This is a genomic window from Nostoc sp. C052 (assembly GCF_013393905.1).
Taxonomy (GTDB): Bacteria; Cyanobacteriota; Cyanobacteriia; order Cyanobacteriales; family Nostocaceae; genus Nostoc.
Window position 1 is genome coordinate 4,271,933 of record NZ_CP040272.1, and the last position, 20,941, is coordinate 4,292,873.

Here is a 20,941-nt window from a genome sequence, read left to right on the forward strand (position 1 = left end):
TCATTAGTCATTGGTAAAGAACAAATGACAAAGGACAAATGACAAATGACAAAATATTATTGACCACAACACTTATCAATTCCCAGACTTTCTAAGAGTAGATCGCTGACGGCGTTGGCGATCGCAAACTCTCCGTAAAAGCTATTAGAAAAATCATAGGACTGCATCTCTGTGACAATGGCAATTACCAGAGAACCAAGGTCATCTTCTCCTTCCATCCGTTGACGCACAAAAATCTGTGCGGCTCGTTGGGCAATATTTTGGTTGACTGCTTCGGGGATAAATTCTGTATCTAGCCACCGTTGTAAGCGTTCTCGTAACCATTCACCTTCGAGTAGAGGGTTTTCGGGCGGTGGTAGGGTGATGGGTGGGATTGGTTGAGTCATCTTTTTTTAACGCAGAGGGACGCGGAGGGAAACGCAGAGGAACGCTGAGGTTGACCTTTAGCATCAAATTGCGTTTCTAAGAGTGTTTTTTTTATATTTATTTATGCAATATGATATCGCCGCTATTGTTGAGGGCTATGCACAAGGCTATTTTCTCATGGCTGATGAGCGCGATCGCCTAAGTTGGTACGGAAGTCGCGATCGGACTTTGATTCCTTTGGATGAACGGTTTCGTTACCCCAAGTCTTTGCAGCGTGTCTTGAATCAAGAACGGTTTACTGTAGCGATTAATCGGGATTTTCAAGCTGTGGTGGCTGGGTGTGCTGACAGAGAGACAACTTGGATTTCACCGGAATTGGAAAAGATTTACTGGCTACTTTACCAGAGTGGTTATGCTTTTAGTTTTGAAACTTGGCAGGGTGACGAATTAGCTGGGGGAATTTTGGGGATTGTGATTGGCGGTGCTTTCATTGGTGAGTCGATGTTTTACCGTATTCCCGAAGGCTCAAAGGTAGCGATGGTAAAGTTGGTGGAAAGATTGCGTCAGAGGCAATTTGTGTTTTTTGATGCCCAAATGATGAATCCCCATTTGGAACGATTTGGTGCTTATCGGGTTGGGGATAAAGAATATCAATCTTTACTTGAGCAAGCCTTGCAACGTGCTTGTAACTTAGTATAAATAAGGACAAGATTATTAATATTGAAGAAGTAGTTTGATTAATGGTTTCCATTGTTATCAAACATGGATGGTTTCATCAGATTCTTGGGCAATGCGCCCAGTATGGTGGGTTTGTTTTTATTGCGCTATTGGGTGACTTGGGTAGCGAACTAGAAATCATCTCGTATCAGAGGGTTGGAGAAGATCCAATGTTTTCTCTTTCGGACTACATTGAGGGACAACCTCCAAGTATTTTACAGAGATGCCACGATTTATTTGGAGAATCAGTTAATGCAGTGTGGGTGCGGGCTAGAATTCCAGCCGTATTTGGTTCTAATATTTTGATAAGCTTGTCTATTCCAGACTACAAGTATGCACTCATAGAGCAAATGTTCGTGGCTTGTGAGCTAGGGTCAAATGGAGACTGGATAGCATACCCATTCATTTGTGGAGACTACAACCTTAGCGCTGAACTGCGTTTTTATCCAGACGATTCATCAACTGAGATTTATGAACGTATTGCCAAGGCGTTTTGGGAATTATTGCTTCTTGAACCTAAACGTGTTTGTTCATTCCGCGATGGCTACCTACACTATAACGAGATGGATGACGAGGAATGGCATAGTGTGACATGCAAAAATGCTCGATTCAGTATTGAAATAATAAACGCTGTGTTATTTTAAAAGTTAGCTGTACGGAGATTCGGCTGAGTGCGATCGCTAATATTATAAGTTTGTTTAACGCTAGGAAAGCCAACATAATTTTTCCACTCATAATGTTAACCACTTCCACGATGAAAAGTGCGATCGCAGTCTAACAAACCTACTGCACCTGAAGTTTCTTAAGCTACCCTAAACATAATAGTCGCAAAACTAGCCTTGTTATGAGTTTTGGCAGCAATTCAACATTTGCAACTAAGAAGCCCCTACTTTACATATACTGGGTTAAAGACTATCTCCGAGTGAAACCCTATGTCAGACTTACTTGGAAGAATTACAGTTAATCCCAAACAGTGTGGTGGTCGTCCCTGTATCCGGGGCATGAGAATTCGGGTATCAGATGTACTCGACTTGTTTCCGGCTGGACTGAGTGCCGAACAAATCCTAGAAGAAATGCCCGATCTAGAAGCGGATGATCTCAAAGCAGCACTTGTGTACGCTTCACGTAAGCTCAATCATCCCGTTTTGGTCGCATGACGATCTGGATAGATGCACATCTGTCACCTGCAATTGCAACTTGGATCACCATCAGATTCGGCATAACAGCATTAGCTTTGCGTGATGTTGGGCTGAGAGATGCCGAAGATGCTAATATTTTCGAGGCAGCGAGGGCTACAGGAGTCATCCTCATGACCAAAGACAGTGATTTTGCTGACTTAGTTGATCGTTTTGGAACACCGCCACAAGTTATCTGGTTGACGTGTGGCAATACGTCAAATGACCGATTGAAATAGATTCTGAATTCAACATTACCAGAAGCATTAGAGCTTTTGCAATCTGGTGAAGCGTTAGTCGAAATCAGAGGGGATTAAAGGTATACACTCGCCATAGATTAGATTCTTTAGCATAAACCTAAGATTTTGTTCCACATTCAACCATAGTCATTCCAGCAACCAGCTAAATAAACCTTCTACTGGCAGACTAAAATCTTGAGCAAATTCCGGCACTGGTAACTTTGTTCCAACTTCTTCGTAAAAAGTGGTTGGTTGATCTGGCAAGTAGACAAACACAGATTGTTCTTTAGGATCAATCAGCCATCCCATCTGAGTTCCATACTTCAGGCAATGCAAAATATTCTTGGTAACTTTAGTTTGACTTTGATCGGGAGATAGAATTTCAATTGTCCAATCTGGAGCAATTGAGAAAACGTTAGCAATCCCACCATTTTCTTTACGGGGAATTCTATCCCACGTAAACACAGAAATGTCAGGCACTATTGAACGTTCGCCAAAAGTACAGCGAAGCTCACAGAATGCTCGTGCAATCTGTTTGGGTTTTACTACCAAGTTAATTGCAGGTGCTAACTCGGTCTGAATGGCGCTGTGTTCTCCTTGCGGCATCGGTTTTTGGATGATCTGCCCATCAATGTATTCACTGGCCGGTTCTGTCTCTGGCAGATCCAGGAATTCACTTAGAGTCAGGGCTTTAGCAGGGATCTGTACCATTTCAGGTTGCTGTCAAAAACTCATTTTTCATTTGCACATTTGCAACGTGCGGCGATCGCTAGCAGTGATAGAATTTAAGCGATAAAAGTCTTGCAGAGCCAGTGAGTAAGCATAAGAATTTGACTCATCATCATTAATTTTGGGCAGTCTACTGCTTGTAGCTACCTGATTCGATTGATTAGAGTTGGCTTCATTTGACGAAGTATTAACCGTCATTGCCAATTCTCCTGATGGGTTGATTGTACCCTGAAAACAATTAAACTCTGATTGGGGCATATACAATGCACCCGTTACCTTATCCTGCTGCTTTTGAAATATGATATAACCTTGACCAAGCTGGTTTGGTTTTGGGGATTGCCCATAGAGGTAAATCCCATCTTGTGCAGGAAAATTTGCTTTTGGTAAAACTCTTGCGCTTTTTGTAGTTCCCTGATCGCCCGGAACTAGCGCTGTGGTTGTAGGTACTGTTTTTCCACTCTTATGGAAAAAACCCTCTCTATCTCCAGAAGCCGTATGAAGTTGACTTCTTTGCTCTCGAACTTTCCTCAACTGCGACAAAAGAGAGTTTTCAGAGGTTTTGTTAATCTGAGCCGATGATAATCGAGAATCTGTAAATGATATTACTTGAGTCTGCTTGGCTATAAAGCCCAAACCGAGAAGTAAGCCTAAGCCCGCGAGGGAAATTCCCCACTGACGGGGAGATAATAACTGATGAAGGTTGTTAAGCACCCTACTTCTCCTGTTAAAAAACTAACTAAGTTCTCTAGAACTTACTTAAATTATCACCAAGTCTTAATTGTCAAAGACTTTATCCACGACTTATATTACTATTGTCCAAAAAATAAAACTGTCAAAAACAAAAGTTTTTATTTAAATTAGCTCAACAATCTTATAGCAATCCTATTTGATTTGCAAATACCGCAAGGCTAAGATCCCTGACTTCCTTAAGAAGTCAGGGATCTTAATTTGTTGCTATATAGTTATGAAACTTGTATGTCTTGAAGCTTTGCCACCATTTCTGCACGTGCCGAAACCTTCAACTTCCGAAACATCCTTTTTAAGGCTTGTTTGACGGAATTTTGCGTAATCCAGAGTTTTTCCCCTATTTCTGCATTCGTTAACCCCTGCGCCACCAAATCGGCAATTTCTAACTCACGCGTTGTTAGAGGACTCACTAAAAGGGAATTGGATATTTTGGGTTTTGTCCGTAGGGTTGCCATTTTTGCTGACAAATGAATACATAAAGCGCTCAAGTCAGCTAAATCGTTGCCATTAAAGGCCGGATTTCCCTTGTCACGAGCCAAGTTAAGGGTTCCGACAAGACGACCATCGCAAACAATTGGCCCAGTCATGACGTGTTCGTGATCGGAACGCGAACAAAAATGCTTCCAGTCTCCTGGTGATAATAGTAGCTGCTCATGGGCGGGAGCATGACGTTCAACAACATAGCGCCCCACTGGATTGCTCTCTAAGCATACAGCCGGAATGCCTGAAAGATTAATCTCAGTGGTTGGCTGCTCATCTAGGAGATAAATACCCCAATTTTGCACGCCAAAATGCTCGCTAATTTTATCCGTCAGAGCGAGTCTTAATTCTTGCTCATTCTGGACATTGGCGATCGCATGAAATACAGCGTGTAGAGAATTAGCCATAAGTGTACCCAGTTGGGGACTATCCAAGCCTCAACAATTACTTCTATGCTAATACCAAGGAAACTAAAACGCTAATTACAGTAGCGACTAGGAGAAGCACATGACAGTTACACAACTCTCTGCTCAGGAACTTTTCCGGGCTGCTTATGAAAACCGCTATACTTGGGACAAGAATTTCCCTGGTTATACTGCAAATATTACCTACAAGCATGATGATAAAGTGTTTACAGGCAAAGTTATCATTACTGCCAATCTCAAAGCCGAAGTTTTGGATGTAGATGATGAGTCAGCCCAGAAAGCAATTCATGGTCAAGCTTGGGAGATAGCAATTCACCGCGTCCGCCGCAGCTTTGAAGATACCCACAGCGCCAATACTTTTAGCTATGGTAAAACTGACGAAACTGGTGCGGTTGAACTTTTAATGGGTGGTAAGGCTGAAGGCGATAAATACAAAGTCCGCAATAATGAAGTCTGCCATGTTCACCGTCTAATTCACGGAACTTTTGTGACCATTGACACCTTCAGCAGTCACGACACTGGCGAAGGCTACCTGTCCCACCGCTATGACTCTGTGTATCATGACCCCAAAACTGGGGAACAAAAGGGTGGTAGAAGCGAATTTATTGATGAATATGAAAAAGTTGGTGACTATTTCATTCTAAATCGTCGGGAGATTCGCACCGAGACAGCAGGACAAGTTTCTACTCAGGAATTTATCTTTTCTGATATCAAATTGTTGGAACCTGTTGCTGCTTAAGCTGTATTCTCTAATCTAAAAATTAGCGATCGCTCTTGAGTTAAAGGGAGCGATCGCTTTTATTTTTTGTACATTCTCTGGATCGTAGACATTGCTCAATCACGTTAGGATACTTAATTAGGTGTTCCTAGCGGTAATTTACTTATGAGTCAACTTGAAAACATTCAAGCTGAGTACGAAAAGTTTCCTGAAGCTTTTGAGAGTGTAATCATTAGCACCGTGAGCGCACAGGCAATACCCAATGCTAGTTATGCTCCCTTTGTAATGGATGATTCCAAAAATATCTACATTTACGTCAGTGGTCTTTCGATTCATACCAAAAATCTCTATGCCAATCCTCATATTAGTGTCTTGTTTATCGAGGATGAAGCTAAGAGTAATCTAATTTTTGCCCGTCGTCGTTTGAGTTTTGATTGTACGGCAACTTTGATCGAGCGTGAAACTGACAATTGGAATCAAATTGTTGAGAAATTTCAAGGGCGGTTTGGTGAAATTATCGAGGTTTTACGCGGCTTGTCTGACTTTCGGATTTTTCGGCTAACCCCAAGTGAAGGTCGTTTTGTAGTTGGTTTTGGGGGAGCTTATCATATTAGTGGTAATAACCTCCATCAACTTGTGCAAATCACAGGAGATGCCGAGAAAAAGCAAGGATAAATTATGAATTATAAATTATCAATTAGCAAATATATCTGGCGATTAGAAATCGCAGCTACACAAACATAGACGCTTTGCGGCTTCCCGCAGGGTAGTCCGCCTGCGAGGACTCTAAGGGAACTCCAAGAAATAAATTATCCAATATTGTGGGGTGGGCATCTTGCCCGCCATATAAACTGGGCGCTCATGTTGCCCACCCCACAAGAGTTAATTGAATATTTTTTTATTTGGAAGTCCCTAAGAATTTGAAACCCACAGAGGTGGGTAAAGTCTCGTATAGCCGCAATTCAATGAGACTGTTGGTCAATTCACGGTGGGTTTGACCCCTCACCCCTAAAACATTGGTTTGGCGTTGCTTTCCCGCCCTGAAATAAATTTCAGGCTAATAGTTCAAGTCCGTTGAAACGGACCCAAATCAGAGTAATGAGGAATGATGGGTTAGACCTCCTATTAATTTGCCAACAGTCTCATTCAATTCGCCAAGTCTAGGGATATTTTTACTAAACTAAATTTTTTAATTTTATGCTTCAGTTTCAACCTCCTGGCTTTGGACATAAAATCATCCATACATCCTTGGGGGCAATGGTTTACTATACCCAAACAACTGCCCCTTGGGCGTTCGCCCCTGGCGATGGCTCCGCCATCGCTGATACTGAAGATTTACCCCCACTACTGTTTCTCCATAACTTTGGTGGTGGTGCGTCTGCTTATGAATGGTCAAAAGTTTACCCAGCTTTTGCCTCTAATTACCGCATTTTAGCCCCCGATCTCATCGGCTGGGGAGACTCGGCCCATCCAGTTCGGGATTATAAAATTAGGGATTATCTCAGCACGATCGCAGAGTTTATCATCCAAACTTGTCGCCAGCCTGTGACGGTGGTAGCCTCATCTCTCACAGCCGCTTTTGCGATTCGCCTCGCTATTGTTCAACCCTATTTATTTAAAGCACTGTTTTTAGTTTCCCCCTCTGGATTTGATGATTTTGGAGAGGGTGCTGGACGCAGACTTCCGCTTTCGGTAATCAATACGCCTCTATTGGACAATTTGATTTATATGCTTGGGGCTGAAAATGAAATTGCAGTCCGCAATTTTTTACAAAGTTTTCTCTTTGCTAAGTCACAACGACTATCCCCAGAGATTGTACAGGCTTATTTAACTTCTGCACAACAGCCTAATGCCAAATTTGCCGCCTTGGCATTTTTGCGGGGCGATCTTTACTTTGACTTGAGTTTATATATTCAACAACTGACAATTCCCACCGTCATTTTTTGGGGAGAGAAAGCACAATTTACTAACATCAAACTAGGGCAACGCTTGGCAAATTTAAATCCCAGGGCAATTAGAGATTTTACTGCGATCGCAGATGCCGGAATATTACCTCATTTGGAAATTCCAGAAGTTTTTATTGGTTTATTGCAGCGGTATCTTTAAGAGTTAGGACACATTTTCATGGTCAAGTTAAAATAGACAACTACTGGAAAAATACACTAAAAACCGATAGGTATATAGTATTTAAATTAATTGACAAAATAGTTACCATACACTCTATCTAGCACTGTGATGCATTCTAATGTCCTGATAGCACATCCTTCAACCACCACGATCGCGCTGATTGGCGCTGGCTTTAGTGGTTCTCTAGTAGCGGCTCACCTGTTAAAAACTGTCAACCGCCCCTTGTTGATTAAACTGATTGAGCGCAGTCACGACATTGGCAAGGGAGTCGCCTACAGCACCGACACCATCAGCCACTTGCTGAATGTATCCGCAGGCAAGATGAGTGCCTTTCCTGACGATCCCAGTCATCTGCTGCGCTGGTTAAACTATAACCGCAGTGAGTTGGCGGCATTTCTGCCCAGCGATTTGAATGCCAGCAGCTTTATTCCCCGCCAGATATTCGGGCTTTATATCCAGTCGATTTTGGAGGAAGCTGAAGCCACAGCATCAAGTAACGTCCGATTGGAGCGCGTTATTGATGAAGTGGTGGCAGTGGAGCCACAAGCCAAAGGTGCGATCGTTTCCTTGAGTAGCAGCCGTACTTTTGTGGCAGACAAAATTGTATTGGCTCTGGGAAATGCACCTTCCGCCCCTCCTGGATCGCAATCCTCTGAGGATAATGACACTCCCTACCTGCGTCATGCCTGGTCAGCCGAGGCCTTGGCAGAGCTTGAGCCGGATGCAGCTGTATTGCTAATTGGTACTGGACTGACGATGGTGGATATGGTGGTGTCACTCCACAGTCGCAACCATCGGGGTAAAATTTATGCCGTGTCTCGCCGGGGCTTGTTTCCGCTACCGCATCAATCGACTAAACCCTACCCCGCATTTTTGACCCCAGATACCGCTCCGAAAACAGTTCGGGGCTTGCTGCGGCGCATTCGCCGTGAGGTGCAGACGGCGGTAGTGCAAGGCTACAACTGGCGATCGGTGATTGATTCCCTGCGTCCCATCACTCAACAACTATGGCAACAACTGCCCCGCGTGGAGCAAAAACGGCTTTTGCGCCATGCTACCCCCTATTGGGATGTGCATCGGCATCGAATTGCCCCCGAAATTGGTAAGGTTGTCCAAGCAATGCTGGATTCTGGGCAACTAACTATTACCGCCGGGCGGATTCAGGATTATCAAACAACACCTAACGCGGTGGCTGTAACCATTCGCCAACGCCAAACGCAAGCGAATCAGGTCTTGCAAGTTAGCCGCGTAGTAAATTGCACCGGGGTACAGGCAAATTATCAGCGATCGCCCCAATCCCTAATTGCTAATTTACGCACCCAAGGATTGATCCGCCCCAACGATATCGGCTTGGGTTTGGATACTGCCGCTGATGGTGCTGTATTAGATGCTCAGGGCAAGCGTTCAAGCCTATTCTATACCTTGGGCACGCCACGCAAAGGCAATTTGTGGGAAACGATCGCTGTCCCCGAACTGCGCGAACAAGCTCAGGTATTGGCGGCAACGGTGTTGCAATCGCTACCTGTGCGGGTGCGTCCCGTTTCGCCCATTTCTCGCGCCACTGAACAAAATTCCGGCGACCTTCGAGCCAACATACCCCAGTCAACGCTATTGTTTCGCCAATTTTTTGACCCAGAATCCAGCACTTACACTTATTTGATTGCGGACAGTAAGACAAAAGATGCAGTGCTGGTAGATACAGTATTGGAGCAGGTTGACCGTGATTTACAAGTGCTGGATGACTTGGGGTTGAGTCTCCGCTACTGTTTAGAAACTCACATCCATGCTGACCATATCACTGGTGCTGGTAAACTGAGACAGCAAACAGGTTGTCAGGTAATAGTGCCCCAAAATGCCACTGCTAAGTCTGCGGATCACTCCCTTAGCGATCGCGAAACCTTAATTGTGGGGACGGTGCGGATTGAGGCGATCGCAACACCAGGGCACACTGACAGCCATCTAGCTTATTTAGTCAACAATACCCATCTGTTAACGGGGGATGCCTTATTGATTCGCGGTTGTGGACGCACAGATTTTCAATCGGGCGATGCGGGTACTCTATACGATACAGTGACGCAACAGTTATTTACTCTCCCAGAGGAAACCCAGGTTTATCCCGCCCATGACTACAAAGGGCGAACTGTTTCCACTATTGGCGAAGAAAAACGCCTCAATCCCCGATTTGCCAATCGCACCCGCGATCAATTTATTGCAATTATGAGCCATCTGGGTTTGAGCTATCCCAAAAAGATGAACGAAGCCGTACCCGCCAATGAATACTGTGGCGATTTCATGCCGGAAGGAAGTCTAAGCAATGGTACGACTTTGGCGATTGATGTAGATCGTGAAAAAGTAGAACAAACCCTATCAACCAATACTGAAATTTATGAGGACTACTTTGCCATGTATATTTAGTGAGTAATGAGTAATGAGTGATGGAGATGAAGGACAAACAACCCCTGCCCCCTGTTGCTACCTAGAGAGTAACTGCGAATTTAATGCTTTAGTGATGCGATCGCCAGAAGCTTCTAAGTGGGCTAAGGTATAAATATCAGGGCTTTCACCAATTTGTTTGAGTCTGACATCAATGGCTTTTTGCAGTTGGCGCAATTCATGCCAAGCCAATGTCCGCCCATCTTCAGGTGTATTGGTAGTACCCAGCATCATCTGGAGCAAAATATTTAGATATTCTCGTTGCAATGAACGGCGGATACTAGAAATTGGCTTTGGTTCTCCTGGGGTTAAAACTTCTGTCCAGATGCCTGTTTGTAGAGTGTCTAACAGTTCTGGAATAGAAAGAGCTTGCCCAGGCAGAGTTTTTAATTCTATATCTTGTAACCGATTTAGGCGATCGCTGTCTAATAGCGATCGCAATATCGAACTTTGGAAACTCAAAATGCGATCGTGAATTGGATAATCAAGGCGATTGTTAGGTACAGGACTACCCCAATGTTCCCAGCGCGACGGTGCTAGTTGATTCAGCAATTGGGGTGAAAAGCTGAAAGCATTCTCAGCGAATACATACTCTTGTAATTTTGTCAACGCCTGACGTTGTTTTAAAAGTGAAACTGGTACAAATGTCCAAGCAGCATCATCATTAGTATGGAGACGCTGAAACGATTGTCCACCAATGTATTTAGAAAGTAAGGTGGCGTTCCGAAAATAATATTTAAGTACTCGATTGAATTTCAAACGTAGATTACTATAGCTTTCTCCTTTCAATAGATAACCCTTGTCAAGACGCTGCCACATAAAACGAGCATTATCCATTTGCCACTGCGAATAAACCAGCACATCACTACTCATATCCCAGACATTTGCCAAAGGATTGATGTCCCAGATATCCTCATCAGTTGCGTAAGATAATTCTGGTTGAGGTGACGCTAGTGCAATTTGATCTAAAAAACTTTTTTCTGATTCTGGAATAATCGCCTCAAGCGCTGCTGATGGGTTTCTTTTATAACCATACTCAATAGCCCATTCGTCATAAGGGCCAACAACTCCGGGGAAATAGTCACCTTGCTGTACTCCCTGCGGTGCTATATTCACAGGTAGATAGTCCATCACCGAACCCACTAAACCTTTGGTGTGAGTAATTTCAGTATTATTTAATTCTTCAGGCGCTAACATGGTACTGCCATGAAAGTTGTGGCGCAAACCCAGAGTATGCCCGACTTCGTGAGCAATAATCGAACGCAAATATTGATGCACATACTCCTTCATTGTTTCACTACTGGGTGTAGCATTTGGCAAAACTGACAACGCCAGCGCTCCTATAGCTGCTTGATTTGAAGACTCTACACTATAGCAGAACTCAGAGGAGAAAAGAGCCGGGGAAGATAATGCGGAGAATTTATCCAGGAATTTTTCCGCATCCCCGTGTCCTTCTGCCGTTTCTTGACATGGGTTTGTCCTTAATGATGAATTGACTTCCATCAATGCGTGATATTCTTGCTGAACTAAGCGCACCATATTGGCATCTACGATGATATCTGCATCCAATATTTCCCCTGTGAATGGGTTGACGCGCATTGGCCCTCTAGCAAAACCTGCATCTAAAGAATTGAACCAGCGAATAGTGTTGTAATGTACATCGGCTGGTTTCCAATCAGCATCATCTGGCATTTGCTGCACTTGAATGGCATTTTGAAATCCGGCTTTTTCAAATGCTTTGTTCCACATCAAAACGCCTTCACGAATCGCATCGCGGTACTCTAGGGGTACAGCATTTTCAATCCAATATACAATTGGCTTTTTGGGTGGAGACAAAGGGGCATTTGGATCGGATGGTTCTAGATGCCAGCGATTGATGTAACGTACAAATGATTCGTGAGGATTCTTATTAGAGAAATCTTGGAAAGCAGTAATAAAATATCCCACTCTGTCATCGGCAAGTCTGGGAATATAACCATTGTTTTCTCTCAGTTGAGAAAAACTGTAGTGTACCTTCAGAGTCAGTGCCCTGCTATCAGGTACGCTGACTAAATTCGATCCTTCTAGTGATGAAAAACCGTAAATCGAATCAATCTCTACGTTTTCTGGGAAGCTGTTAACATCACCAAAATAAGACTTGCGTGCATCTAAGCGGTAATCAGCCTGCAAAGAATATTTCAATAGGGGAGTTAATCCCGGAAAATCCTGCATTAGCAGTTCATTCAGTTCGATCAGAATGTTTTGATTTTTTGGATCAATAGTAGCTATTTGGAGTGAATAAAGAACGGAATCGCTAAATGAACGAGCAAGCGATCGCTGTTCTGCTCTACTTTCTGTACGGAATTTAACATTTCGCACAACAAAATGCAATCTATTGTTTACTCGTTGGAAGTAGAAGATAAAATCTGAAAGAGGTAATCCACTATAAATCCCACTTTCCCCAACGCCAGATTCCAATGTCACTATCGCTAGATAGTCTTTATTTAGCTGCTCTGGTTTAAGTTCTAAGTAGATTTTGCCTGAATCTTCACTACAATAAAGTGTGAAGAGTCCCTCTAGTTTATCAATCCTATTCACAATGCCATTAAATCGGCAAAAATCTTCCTTTTTAATCTCAGTAAGATTATTGTCAGGACTCGCTAAGTTTTCAACTTCTGGGTGTGCATTTAGTTGCTGTACATCAGGATGAGAAATATTTGGAAGTTCGTTTGCTTCTGCGTAATCAGTTGATAGCAACAAGCCATAAATTAATACTATACAGATTGCTAATTTCGTTATCCAGTATTTCATCCTTTGGCTTTCCACCTGAAGCAGTTCTCGTGTTAAAGAAAAATGTCGAGTAGTTTTTCGTCTGTAAGCCCTTCCAATATCTAGGGATTACGATATAAACCCACTCATCAGATAAACAAGGCCTCTAGTACAGCAGAAATACAGCTACCATCTCAATTAACAGACAAGTCGATCGAGCAACTTGTTAAAGGTAGACAAAATTCCGTCACAGCGCACTAGCTAAAAGTCATGTGACTATTGATTGTTATTAGTAACTCTTTAGAAATTGTCCATTAAGCATCTATGTCTTAAGATAGACAAGTTTTACATCTAAAGATATATGTTTTTTTTACTTCTACCTGTATTAAAAACCAAATGTAGCATTAAAAATGTATTTGGTGCTACATTTGGCAGTTGAAGGAATCTCAAGCATGATTTATAAACCAAGAGTAAGACTTCTGAGAAAGCTATTATTAAGCAGATAAATGCTTTTTTCGGATGAATTTTGGAGATTTATGCTAATCTCAACCGTTTTCTTGCATCCTCAATTATTCTCAATAGTCTTTAAAGCCTTATTCCAACAGAAAATCAGCATTTTTGCCTAGTTATCGTCCTTTCACCAGGTTGATGAAAATCGCTTGGATTTGTTAGCCAGGATGGAATAGAGCAATCTCAATACTTTTCGGATAAACCCAATAATCTCTCTTTTGATCTGGGGAAAGGTTAAAGGGGAAGGGGTAAGGGTTTGAATTTACCTTTACCCCTTCCCCTTTCTCCCAAAACCCGAAAAGTATTGAGAGCAATCTAGTACAAGAAGGAAAAAGGAAAAAGAAAAAAGAAAGAATGCTTATTTTGTAAGCTTTCTGACTATTTTAAATGGGTGGTTTATTTACGCCGTATTGTACTAGTCAACCACAAACCGATTTTGAGTGATTGGCTGTAGTTTTGTATAGTAGCAAAAGTATGTACACCAATTTCTCTCGCTTGGGTGATGTCAAAATCAAGCAATATATGAAAAAAGTTAACATACAGAAATCCTATGGTTTGATTTAGTTAATTTGTTCTCAGATGTTGGCATAGTCTCATCTAATATTTTTCATAACTGAGATATGCCTTTTGTTAGAAGGATAATCACTTTTTTATAGTTAATGTTTATTTGTACTTCAAAAAACAAGCTAATTGGCATGACAAATTTGATTTCTCGGACGATTAGTCACATCAGTTCCCTGCTTAAAGGACTTCAGATAAAAAGTTTGTTGACTGTTGTCCTAGCTGGTTTTCTAATGCTGACAACGAATGTTGGTTATGGGCATAACGACAAAGCCTTAGGTGAAAGAGTTCGCGAACAGTTACAGCAAGATGATTCTCAAAGACCAAAAACAATAGGCGAGTGGAATAAAGAAGCTCGTGAAACGGAAGGTTCTCCTGGAAAACGACTTCAAAAAATTGGTGAAGAATCAGCAGAAGCCTTTAAACAATTCGGATCTGGGTATGTAGAAGGCGCTCAAAAAACTGCTAGTGATGTAGGGGAAAGTGCGGCGCAGACAGGCAAAAATATCTCTAATCAAGTTGGACGCTAAATAGCGTTAAGCTGTTGTGATTTATAGTTTGCACATTGAGGCAGCAGGCGAGCAGTTCTTGCTGGGAGCAAGGGAGAGGATTTACAGGTTTTGCCTAATCATACTTGTGATGCAATTTGCAGACGCGACAGCTTACTACACTTTATTGGTAGCTAGTAGGCTAGGTGTCAACTGAAGCTAAAAGCCAGTCTAGACAACCTTTTAGACATATATCTCGTTTTCAGCCTCTAGCTGGAAACGAGGTTTGTCATTGGGAGCGGAGCGCAGCAATCCCAAAGCTTTGCGATCGCAACTCTTGGAGATGCTACGCATCGCAAGATCCCCGTAGGGGTAGATTCCACTTCGTTGCATATCCTGCTAAGGCTTACGCCAACGCAATGACATATCGTCAGTAATTTAACGAATATGCAAAGGTGAGATGCTTCCATCAACTACTGCTACAATAAGCGTCTGAGTTGGTATCATCCCAAGCCAGCTAATTAATTTTTGACAATACTCAGTCCTGAGTGCTGTTAATGGTAGCGAGGCATTTAGCCCGTGCTGAGTAAGTAAAAAACTACTCAGCACTTATGTACTTGGTACAAGCCCCGCCCCTTGTGGGTGGTCTTTTAACTCAGTACTCTTCATTTAATATACTTAGGGGGTTGTTTGGAAAAGCGTCCATTGGGGTTAGTGGCAATTGTTCTTTACAAATCATTTGCCGCCTTGCTGCTTATGGTTACTTCGATCGCTTTATTATTGACATTAAAAAATTATCAAACTCTAGAGGCATTTTCAGAAGACTATGTTTTAGAAGGTAAATCGATAATTATTGATTGGCTTTTAAGGAAAGTTATTAACTTAAATCCTAGAACTCTGGCATTTAGTGGTATTGGAACAGGAATCTATGCTATTGTTACGGCTATTGAAGCAGTTGGTTTATGGTACGAAAAGCGTTGGGCACACGTATTGGTATTAGTGCTTGTCGGTATCAGTATTCCACCAGAGATTTATGAATTGATTCGGGGAATATCTCTGATAAAAGTATTTGTTTTTGTCTTGAATTTAGCTGTATTTGGTTATTTACTCCGAAATTTTCCTAAACATTAAAATTAATTTTTGATTCACCTTTAGGGTTTATTTTGGAGAGTTCAAGAGGGCTGAGTAAGCAAAATAGCGAGATATGGGGATTGAAATGATTGACGACAAGAGGCTACCGGTTTACGCAAAACCAAGACCCCACGTTGTACAATCGCTAGAAATACAATCGGGAGAGCGACTTGCCTAGATCGATTCAGTGTACTCAACCACCACTAAAATTTATTCCCCAACGGTTGAACCCGCTGGTACTCCAAATTGTTAGGTGGTTATTGCCGATCGCACTACGGTTTCGTACTCGCCCTTGGCTACCGGCTGGGATTGTCAAAATTGAAGCCAAGAATGTTGAGGTATTAGCTGAACTTTATCAACAATTCCAGGCTGGAAAAATTCGCCTTTTGTTGGCATTTCGCCACCCAGAGGTGGAAGATCCCCTCTGTATGTTGTATTTGCTTTCTCGGATTGTGCCAAAAGTTGCTCGTCAAAAAGGGATTACATTACCATCCCTAGTTCACAGCTATTTTCTTTATGATCGCGGTATGACAGTTTGGGCGGGAAAGTGGCTAGGTTGGCTGTTCTCTCAGTTGGGAGGTGTGCCGGTTCGTCGTGGTAGACGACTAGATCGGCAAGCAATCCAAACTGCACGGGAGTTGTTTGCTAATGGCGAACTACCGATCGCAGTAGCACCAGAAGGCGGTACTAATGGTCATAGTGGTATTGTTAGCCCCTTAGAACCTGGTGTTGCTCAAATGGGGTTCTGGTGTGTAGAAGACTTACAAAAAGCCAACCGGACTGAGACTGTGATCGTTGTGCCGATCGCTATCCAATATAGTTACGTTGAGCCACCTTGGTCTAAACTAGATTGGCTATTGAGTAAGTTAGAAGCTGATAGCGGCTTGAAAGTTTTGGAAATTGATTCGGGTAATCGCGAAGAGATTTACTATCAACGCCTCTATAGATTGGCTGAATATCTGATTACCGAGATGGAAGAATTTTATCGTCGCTTTTATCATCAAGACATCCCCAAAACCATCTCAATGGATGAATCTGCTAATACTAATCAGATATTAATTGCCCGACTCCATCATTTACTAGATAAGGCTTTACAAGTTACCGAGCAATATTTTGAAGTTCCAGGACAGGGTAATTTTATTGACCGCTGTCGCCGCTTAGAAGAGGCTGGCTGGAGTTACATTTACCGAGAAGATTTGCCAGATATCAATGCTTTAGCACCCTTCAAACGCGGTTTAGCAGACTGGATTGCCGAGGAAGCAGACTTGCGAATGCGACACATGCGGATAGTGGAAAGTTTTGTTGCAGTCACAGCTACTTATATTCAGGATAAACCAACGGCAGAACGGTTTGCAGAAACAGCTTTGCTTGTATTCGATATGCTTTCTAGAATTCAAGATACAACACTTCCAGGACGACCTCGATTAGGTCTGCGACAGGCACAAATCACCGTGGGGGAGCCAATTTCAGTTACAGAACGCTTTCGGAATTGTCAGGGCGATCGCCTGGCGGCTAAACAAGCTGTGAGCGATTTGACAAAAAATTTGCAAATCGCTTTAGAGAAGATGATTAGTTGAAGAGAGAAGATGATTAGTTGAAGAATTCAGAACTCAGAATCAAAATGCTCGTGAACGAACAAAGCGAAAGAAAGAAAAAATTGTCGGTTGGGTTACGCAAAGCCTCCACCCAACCTCCTTTAAATACCTACCCTTGAAAGCGCAGCCTTCCCCTCTGCCCAATACTTATCGGGTTTTGCATTTTTAACTCGGAATCGGGTTTGGGGTAAAGGTTTTTTCTTTCCCTTTTCCCTTTCCCCCTTTCCCCTTAACCAAGAAGTATTGCCACTCTGCCTCTTTTCAATGCCCAATGCCCAATCCCCAATTTTTCGATCGCTAGCTTCTTGAACACCGCCTAATATACATTGGTCTGATAGGAATACCGGAGTTTTTTAAAACTTCTTGCTTACTTAAGTAGAATATGTGATACTCTAAAGCTAGAAATAAAGCACGGTATTTCTATAGGCTTACCGTAGTTTATAAGGACAGGATTCATGCAGCTACTATGGTTCATCCCAACCCACGGCGACGGACGTTACCTTGGAACGGCTACAGGTGGGCGGGCAGTAAGCTTTCCCTATCTGCGGCAGATAGCCCAAGCGGTGGATGACCTTGGTTATACAGGGGCATTGCTGCCTACTGGTCGTTCTTGCGAAGATGCTTGGATTATGGCGTCAACGCTGGTATCACTAACGCGACGGATGCGTTTTTTGGTGGCGATTCGTCCTGGCTTGGTATCGCCTGGAGTGGCAGCGCGGATGGCAGCGACTTTCGATCGCGTTTCTGAAGGACGCTTGCTGATAAATGTCGTGACAGGGGGCGATCCCGTGGAATTAGCGGGAGATGGCTTGCATTTAGATCACGATCAGCGCTATGAATTAACAGATGAATTTTTGACAGTATGGCGAGCGATCGCGAGTGGTGAACAAGCTAATTTCCAAGGTGAATATTTTAACATTCAGGATGGGAAACTATTGTTTCCAGCTGTTCAGAAGCCGCATCCGCCCTTGTGGTTTGGCGGTTCCTCTCCTGTTGCTCAAAAAATTGCTGCTAAACATGTAGATGTTTATCTAACTTGGGGCGAACCACCGGCACAAGTAGCCGAGAAAATTGCATCAGTTCGCAGACTTGCTTTATCAGAAGGCCGGACTTTGCGGTTTGGGATTCGCCTACATGTGATTGTGCGTGAAACCACAAGTGAAGCTTGGGATGCGGCGAATCAATTGATTAAGTATGTCGATGACGAAGCGATCGCTAAAGCTCAAAAAGCTTATGCGCGGATGGATTCAGTTGGACAACAGCGAATGACTCAACTCCACCACGGTAATCGTGAGGCATTAGAAATCAGTCCAAATCTATGGGCGGGAGTCGGTTTAGTACGGGGTGGTGCGGGAACAGCCTTAGTCGGCGATCCCCAAACTGTAGCAGCCAGAATATTGGAATATGCTGCTTTGGGTGTTGAGTCCTTTATCTTCTCTGGCTATCCCCACCTAGAAGAAGCTTATCGAGTTGCAGAACTGCTATTTCCCCACCTGCCATTAGAGAATCTGCCAACAGTGGAGAAGCAACATGTCTTAAGTCCATTTGGCGAAATTGTGGCGAATGAAGATTTCCCTAAGCAAAAGCCTCAAGAAAGAGCAACGTCCATATCCTAGTAAATAAGAACTAGGAAATTACCAATCATGCTGCACCAACAAATTGACCAAAAAATTTCAGAAAAAGAAGCTTGGGCATTGCGTCGTCAGTTGGGAATACCTAACAACAAACGCTTGTGGGTGCTAGCGTGCATGGATGAACGTTTACCTGTGGAGAAAGCATTAGGAATTGGTGAAGGAGATGCTCATATTTTCCGTAATGCTGGGGGGTTAGTTACAGATGATGCGATTCGGTCAGCGATGTTAACTACGCAGTTTTTTGGCACAAAAGAAATCATCGTCATTAATCATACCGAATGTGGCATGATGACAGCATCAGGAGACTTTCTCAGTGAGGTATTGCAAAATCAAGGTATTGACGTGGATCAAGTTACTATCGATCCTGCTTTGCCAGAATTGAAGCTACCAAAAGGTGTTTTTTCCAAATGGATCAAAACGTTTACCGATGTAGATGAAATCTGCACACAGCAGGTGGAGTTACTGCGTAATTCTCCTTTAATTCCCCAGGATGTAGTTATTCATGGCTACATTTGGGAAGTTGAGAATATGAGTTTGCGCCGTCCCTACAAACGTCTGAGTGAGAAAGTCAACACAGCATCAGCTATGCAGACCAAAACCACAAAACATACTCAACCCGTTTTAGAAATTGGGAGTTTAATTGAATGACTAATATTCTTGCGATCGCTGGTAGTCCAACTCATCCATCTAGAACTTACGGTCTTGTCGAATACACTGCCAAGCTTTTACAACAAGAAGGCCTGCATGTAGACATTATTTCAGTTCGAGATTTGCCTGCTGAAGATTTAGTTTTTGGACGTTACGACAGCCCAGCTTTAGAACAGCCAAAAGCTTTATTAGCCAAGGCAGATGGTGTGATTATTGCCACCCCAATTTACAAAGCTGCTTATACAGGAGTGCTAAAAACATTTCTAGATTTGCTGCCGCAAAAATCATTAACAGGTAAACCCGTGTTACCAATTGCTTTGGGTGGAACGATCGCTCATTTATTGGCAATTGAATACGCCCTAAAACCTGTGTTATCTGAATTAGGAGCGCGGCATATCCTAGCTACAGTTTATGCGGTAGACAAACAAATTCAACGACAAGCTGATAATAGTGTCTTGTTAGATGAGGAAATTGAGCAAAGACTCAAAGACGTTCTCAAGGAATTTGTGAAAGCCGCAGCTTATGATGCCGCAGCGCCTCAAGAATTGGTTCATGCCAATTAAATAATCAAGTTTATACCTCCGTTTGCTTGTAGCAGAGGGGTAATTTTTACCCATCTGTTACTTTTTTTAAAAGTTAATCAGAGAAACATAAAACAATATAAATTTATTCTCAATAACTACACTTGATAGCGAGATTCATCGCTGAAATTTATTAATTTTTCCCATATAAGATATTGTAAATATCCAAGCTGTCTCCTAACTCTACCTGTAGTAGATGAGTAAATTTTACTTATCTACTACTTTTTTTCTAATATTTGAAAGCTTTAAAATATTATAGGTTGGATAAGACTAATATCTTACCCAACCGAAGTGCGATCGCTCTTAATAGAAGAGCATCACAACTTTATTCAGCTTTAATAAAGCTCAACTTTCGACCCGAATCGCTGCTAATTGTTAGCTTTTGACCGCTTAGATCATAAGACTTGGCTGAAGATAGTGTAGAAAAATATTCCTCTGGCTCTGGGCCCAAATATATAGGCGGTTTTACTACACCTTTTGCAAGTTCGATTGTATTGTCTGTTGATTTGTAAGAGCCAAAGTATGGGATGGGGCCTGCATTGCCTGTAATCACGCTTTCATCAGTATCAAATGCAGCTGTAATTTGCAACTGTTCAGGAACAAGAGAATTGTTTAAGGAGGTAAGTTTCCACTTTCCTTCTAAACCTGCTGCGTAGCTAGGGCTTTGAAGCGCCAAACTCAAACTAAATACGACCAAAGCAAAAACGATCGCCTTTTTGATGTACTTAAATATGTTCATGGTTTCATTTCACCTGAAATTCTAGTTTTAGAATCTATTGCCTAACCTTTCGGTTCAGCTTTATTGCATCAGTGAGAAAAAAGTTTACCTAACCCTTAAGTAGATTATGGAAATATATTTAGATTCGACTTAAGGGTTAAGTAAAATTTC

Annotated in this window: 20 protein-coding genes; 14 read left to right on the forward strand and 6 right to left on the reverse strand. The window is 42.5% G+C overall.

Going from position 1 to position 20,941, the window contains the following annotated elements:
* Positions 1-56: 56 nt before the first annotated feature.
* Entirely contained in the window at positions 57-386 is a 330-nt protein-coding gene (locus FD723_RS17355) for a hypothetical protein (RefSeq protein WP_179066429.1), read from the reverse strand.
* 103 nt (positions 387-489) lie between these two features.
* Here FD723_RS17355 and aat point away from each other — a divergent pair, with 103 nt between their 5' ends.
* The 4 genes from aat (at position 490) to FD723_RS17375 (ending at position 2,497) form a co-directional block, all read left to right on the forward strand.
* Positions 490-1,065: a leucyl/phenylalanyl-tRNA--protein transferase gene (aat, locus tag FD723_RS17360; protein ID WP_179066430.1), complete on the forward strand. Its 576-nt coding sequence runs from the start codon at positions 490-492 to the stop codon at positions 1,063-1,065.
* A gap of 41 nt (positions 1,066-1,106) precedes the next feature.
* Positions 1,107-1,727 (forward strand): hypothetical protein, encoded by a 621-nt coding sequence (locus FD723_RS17365; protein WP_179066431.1) that lies wholly within the window; start codon positions 1,107-1,109, stop codon positions 1,725-1,727.
* A 288-nt stretch (positions 1,728-2,015) separates the two neighbouring features.
* The gene (locus FD723_RS17370; RefSeq protein ID WP_179066432.1) at positions 2,016-2,240 is read left to right on the forward strand and encodes a DUF433 domain-containing protein; all 225 of its coding nucleotides are present in this window, start codon (positions 2,016-2,018) and stop codon (positions 2,238-2,240) included.
* The gene (locus FD723_RS17375; protein ID WP_256874848.1) at positions 2,237-2,497 is read left to right on the forward strand and encodes a DUF5615 family PIN-like protein; all 261 of its coding nucleotides are present in this window, start codon (positions 2,237-2,239) and stop codon (positions 2,495-2,497) included. The genes FD723_RS17370 and FD723_RS17375 overlap by 4 nt, the downstream gene beginning before the upstream one ends.
* A 147-nt stretch (positions 2,498-2,644) precedes the next feature.
* On the opposite strand, the gene FD723_RS17380 is transcribed toward FD723_RS17375, so the two are convergent.
* The 3 genes from FD723_RS17380 to FD723_RS17390 form a co-directional block, all read right to left on the reverse strand.
* Positions 2,645-3,208 carry a Uma2 family endonuclease gene (locus FD723_RS17380; protein WP_179066433.1) on the reverse strand — a complete coding sequence of 188 codons (564 nt, stop codon included), beginning with the start codon at positions 3,206-3,208 and terminating at the stop codon, positions 2,645-2,647.
* Positions 3,209-3,235: 27 nt separating this feature from the next.
* The gene (locus FD723_RS17385; protein ID WP_179066434.1) at positions 3,236-3,937 is read right to left on the reverse strand and encodes a hypothetical protein; all 702 of its coding nucleotides are present in this window, start codon (positions 3,935-3,937) and stop codon (positions 3,236-3,238) included.
* Positions 3,938-4,188: 251 nt separating this feature from the next.
* On the reverse strand, positions 4,189-4,860 hold the full coding sequence (locus FD723_RS17390; protein WP_179066435.1) for a LuxR C-terminal-related transcriptional regulator: 672 nt from the start codon (positions 4,858-4,860) through the stop codon (positions 4,189-4,191).
* 100 nt (positions 4,861-4,960) lie between these two features.
* Here FD723_RS17390 and FD723_RS17395 point away from each other — a divergent pair, with 100 nt between their 5' ends.
* The 4 genes from FD723_RS17395 (at position 4,961) to FD723_RS17410 (ending at position 10,138) form a co-directional block, all read left to right on the forward strand.
* Complete coding sequence (locus FD723_RS17395; RefSeq protein ID WP_179066436.1) at positions 4,961-5,617, forward strand: DUF3386 domain-containing protein; 657 nt, start codon at positions 4,961-4,963, stop codon at positions 5,615-5,617.
* A 144-nt stretch (positions 5,618-5,761) separates the two neighbouring features.
* Positions 5,762-6,271: a HugZ family protein gene (locus FD723_RS17400; protein ID WP_179066437.1), complete on the forward strand. Its 510-nt coding sequence runs from the start codon at positions 5,762-5,764 to the stop codon at positions 6,269-6,271.
* Between the two features lie 522 nt (positions 6,272-6,793).
* The gene (locus FD723_RS17405) at positions 6,794-7,702 is read left to right on the forward strand and encodes an alpha/beta fold hydrolase (RefSeq protein ID WP_179066438.1); all 909 of its coding nucleotides are present in this window, start codon (positions 6,794-6,796) and stop codon (positions 7,700-7,702) included.
* Positions 7,703-7,831: 129 nt separating this feature from the next.
* Complete coding sequence (locus FD723_RS17410) at positions 7,832-10,138, forward strand: FAD/NAD(P)-binding protein (RefSeq protein ID WP_179066439.1); 2,307 nt, start codon at positions 7,832-7,834, stop codon at positions 10,136-10,138.
* A 57-nt stretch (positions 10,139-10,195) separates the two neighbouring features.
* Here the strand turns inward: FD723_RS17410 and FD723_RS17415 are convergent, their stop codons facing one another.
* The gene (locus FD723_RS17415; protein WP_179066440.1) at positions 10,196-12,946 is read right to left on the reverse strand and encodes a zinc-dependent metalloprotease; all 2,751 of its coding nucleotides are present in this window, start codon (positions 12,944-12,946) and stop codon (positions 10,196-10,198) included.
* Positions 12,947-14,109: 1,163 nt separating this feature from the next.
* On the opposite strand from FD723_RS17415, the gene FD723_RS17420 reads away from it, so the two are divergent.
* The 6 genes from FD723_RS17420 (at position 14,110) to ssuE (ending at position 20,034) form a co-directional block, all read left to right on the forward strand.
* Complete coding sequence (locus tag FD723_RS17420; RefSeq protein WP_179066441.1) at positions 14,110-14,505, forward strand: hypothetical protein; 396 nt, start codon at positions 14,110-14,112, stop codon at positions 14,503-14,505.
* A 648-nt stretch (positions 14,506-15,153) separates the two neighbouring features.
* Positions 15,154-15,594, forward strand: a complete 441-nt coding sequence (locus FD723_RS17425; protein ID WP_179066442.1) for a DUF2127 domain-containing protein — start codon at positions 15,154-15,156, stop codon at positions 15,592-15,594.
* 170 nt (positions 15,595-15,764) lie between these two features.
* Positions 15,765-17,171 (forward strand): 1-acyl-sn-glycerol-3-phosphate acyltransferase, encoded by a 1,407-nt coding sequence (locus FD723_RS17430; RefSeq protein WP_179066443.1) that lies wholly within the window; start codon positions 15,765-15,767, stop codon positions 17,169-17,171.
* A gap of 473 nt (positions 17,172-17,644) precedes the next feature.
* Positions 17,645-18,805: an FMNH2-dependent alkanesulfonate monooxygenase gene (gene ssuD, locus FD723_RS17435; protein WP_179066444.1), complete on the forward strand. Its 1,161-nt coding sequence runs from the start codon at positions 17,645-17,647 to the stop codon at positions 18,803-18,805.
* Between the two features lie 27 nt (positions 18,806-18,832).
* Positions 18,833-19,471, forward strand: coding sequence for a carbonic anhydrase (locus FD723_RS17440; RefSeq protein WP_179066445.1), 639 nt, complete (start codon positions 18,833-18,835; stop codon positions 19,469-19,471).
* The gene (ssuE, locus tag FD723_RS17445) at positions 19,468-20,034 is read left to right on the forward strand and encodes an NADPH-dependent FMN reductase (RefSeq protein ID WP_179066446.1); all 567 of its coding nucleotides are present in this window, start codon (positions 19,468-19,470) and stop codon (positions 20,032-20,034) included. Before FD723_RS17440 ends, ssuE begins: the two co-directional genes overlap by 4 nt.
* Positions 20,035-20,377: 343 nt before the next feature.
* Here ssuE and FD723_RS17450 read toward each other — a convergent pair whose 3' ends face one another.
* Positions 20,378-20,791, reverse strand: a complete 414-nt coding sequence (locus tag FD723_RS17450) for an META domain-containing protein (RefSeq protein ID WP_179066447.1) — start codon at positions 20,789-20,791, stop codon at positions 20,378-20,380.
* Positions 20,792-20,941: the final 150 nt, after the last annotated feature.

Coding starts and splice junctions, on each gene's coding strand:
- FD723_RS17440 (WP_179066445.1), top strand. CDS start 18,833: ATGCTGCACCAACAAATTGACCAAAAAATTTCAGAAAAAGAAGCTTGG.
- FD723_RS17390 (WP_179066435.1), bottom strand. CDS start 4,860: ATGGCTAATTCTCTACACGCTGTATTTCATGCGATCGCCAATGTCCAG.
- FD723_RS17380 (WP_179066433.1), bottom strand. CDS start 3,208: ATGGTACAGATCCCTGCTAAAGCCCTGACTCTAAGTGAATTCCTGGAT.
- FD723_RS17410 (WP_179066439.1), top strand. CDS start 7,832: ATGCATTCTAATGTCCTGATAGCACATCCTTCAACCACCACGATCGCG.
- FD723_RS17395 (WP_179066436.1), top strand. CDS start 4,961: ATGACAGTTACACAACTCTCTGCTCAGGAACTTTTCCGGGCTGCTTAT.
- FD723_RS17355 (WP_179066429.1), bottom strand. CDS start 386: ATGACTCAACCAATCCCACCCATCACCCTACCACCGCCCGAAAACCCT.
- aat (WP_179066430.1), top strand. CDS start 490: ATGCAATATGATATCGCCGCTATTGTTGAGGGCTATGCACAAGGCTAT.
- FD723_RS17400 (WP_179066437.1), top strand. CDS start 5,762: ATGAGTCAACTTGAAAACATTCAAGCTGAGTACGAAAAGTTTCCTGAA.
- ssuE (WP_179066446.1), top strand. CDS start 19,468: ATGACTAATATTCTTGCGATCGCTGGTAGTCCAACTCATCCATCTAGA.
- FD723_RS17365 (WP_179066431.1), top strand. CDS start 1,107: ATGGTTTCCATTGTTATCAAACATGGATGGTTTCATCAGATTCTTGGG.
- ssuD (WP_179066444.1), top strand. CDS start 17,645: ATGCAGCTACTATGGTTCATCCCAACCCACGGCGACGGACGTTACCTT.
- FD723_RS17370 (WP_179066432.1), top strand. CDS start 2,016: ATGTCAGACTTACTTGGAAGAATTACAGTTAATCCCAAACAGTGTGGT.
- FD723_RS17405 (WP_179066438.1), top strand. CDS start 6,794: ATGCTTCAGTTTCAACCTCCTGGCTTTGGACATAAAATCATCCATACA.
- FD723_RS17375 (WP_256874848.1), top strand. CDS start 2,237: ATGACGATCTGGATAGATGCACATCTGTCACCTGCAATTGCAACTTGG.
- FD723_RS17450 (WP_179066447.1), bottom strand. CDS start 20,791: ATGAACATATTTAAGTACATCAAAAAGGCGATCGTTTTTGCTTTGGTC.
- FD723_RS17415 (WP_179066440.1), bottom strand. CDS start 12,946: ATGAAATACTGGATAACGAAATTAGCAATCTGTATAGTATTAATTTAT.
- FD723_RS17420 (WP_179066441.1), top strand. CDS start 14,110: ATGACAAATTTGATTTCTCGGACGATTAGTCACATCAGTTCCCTGCTT.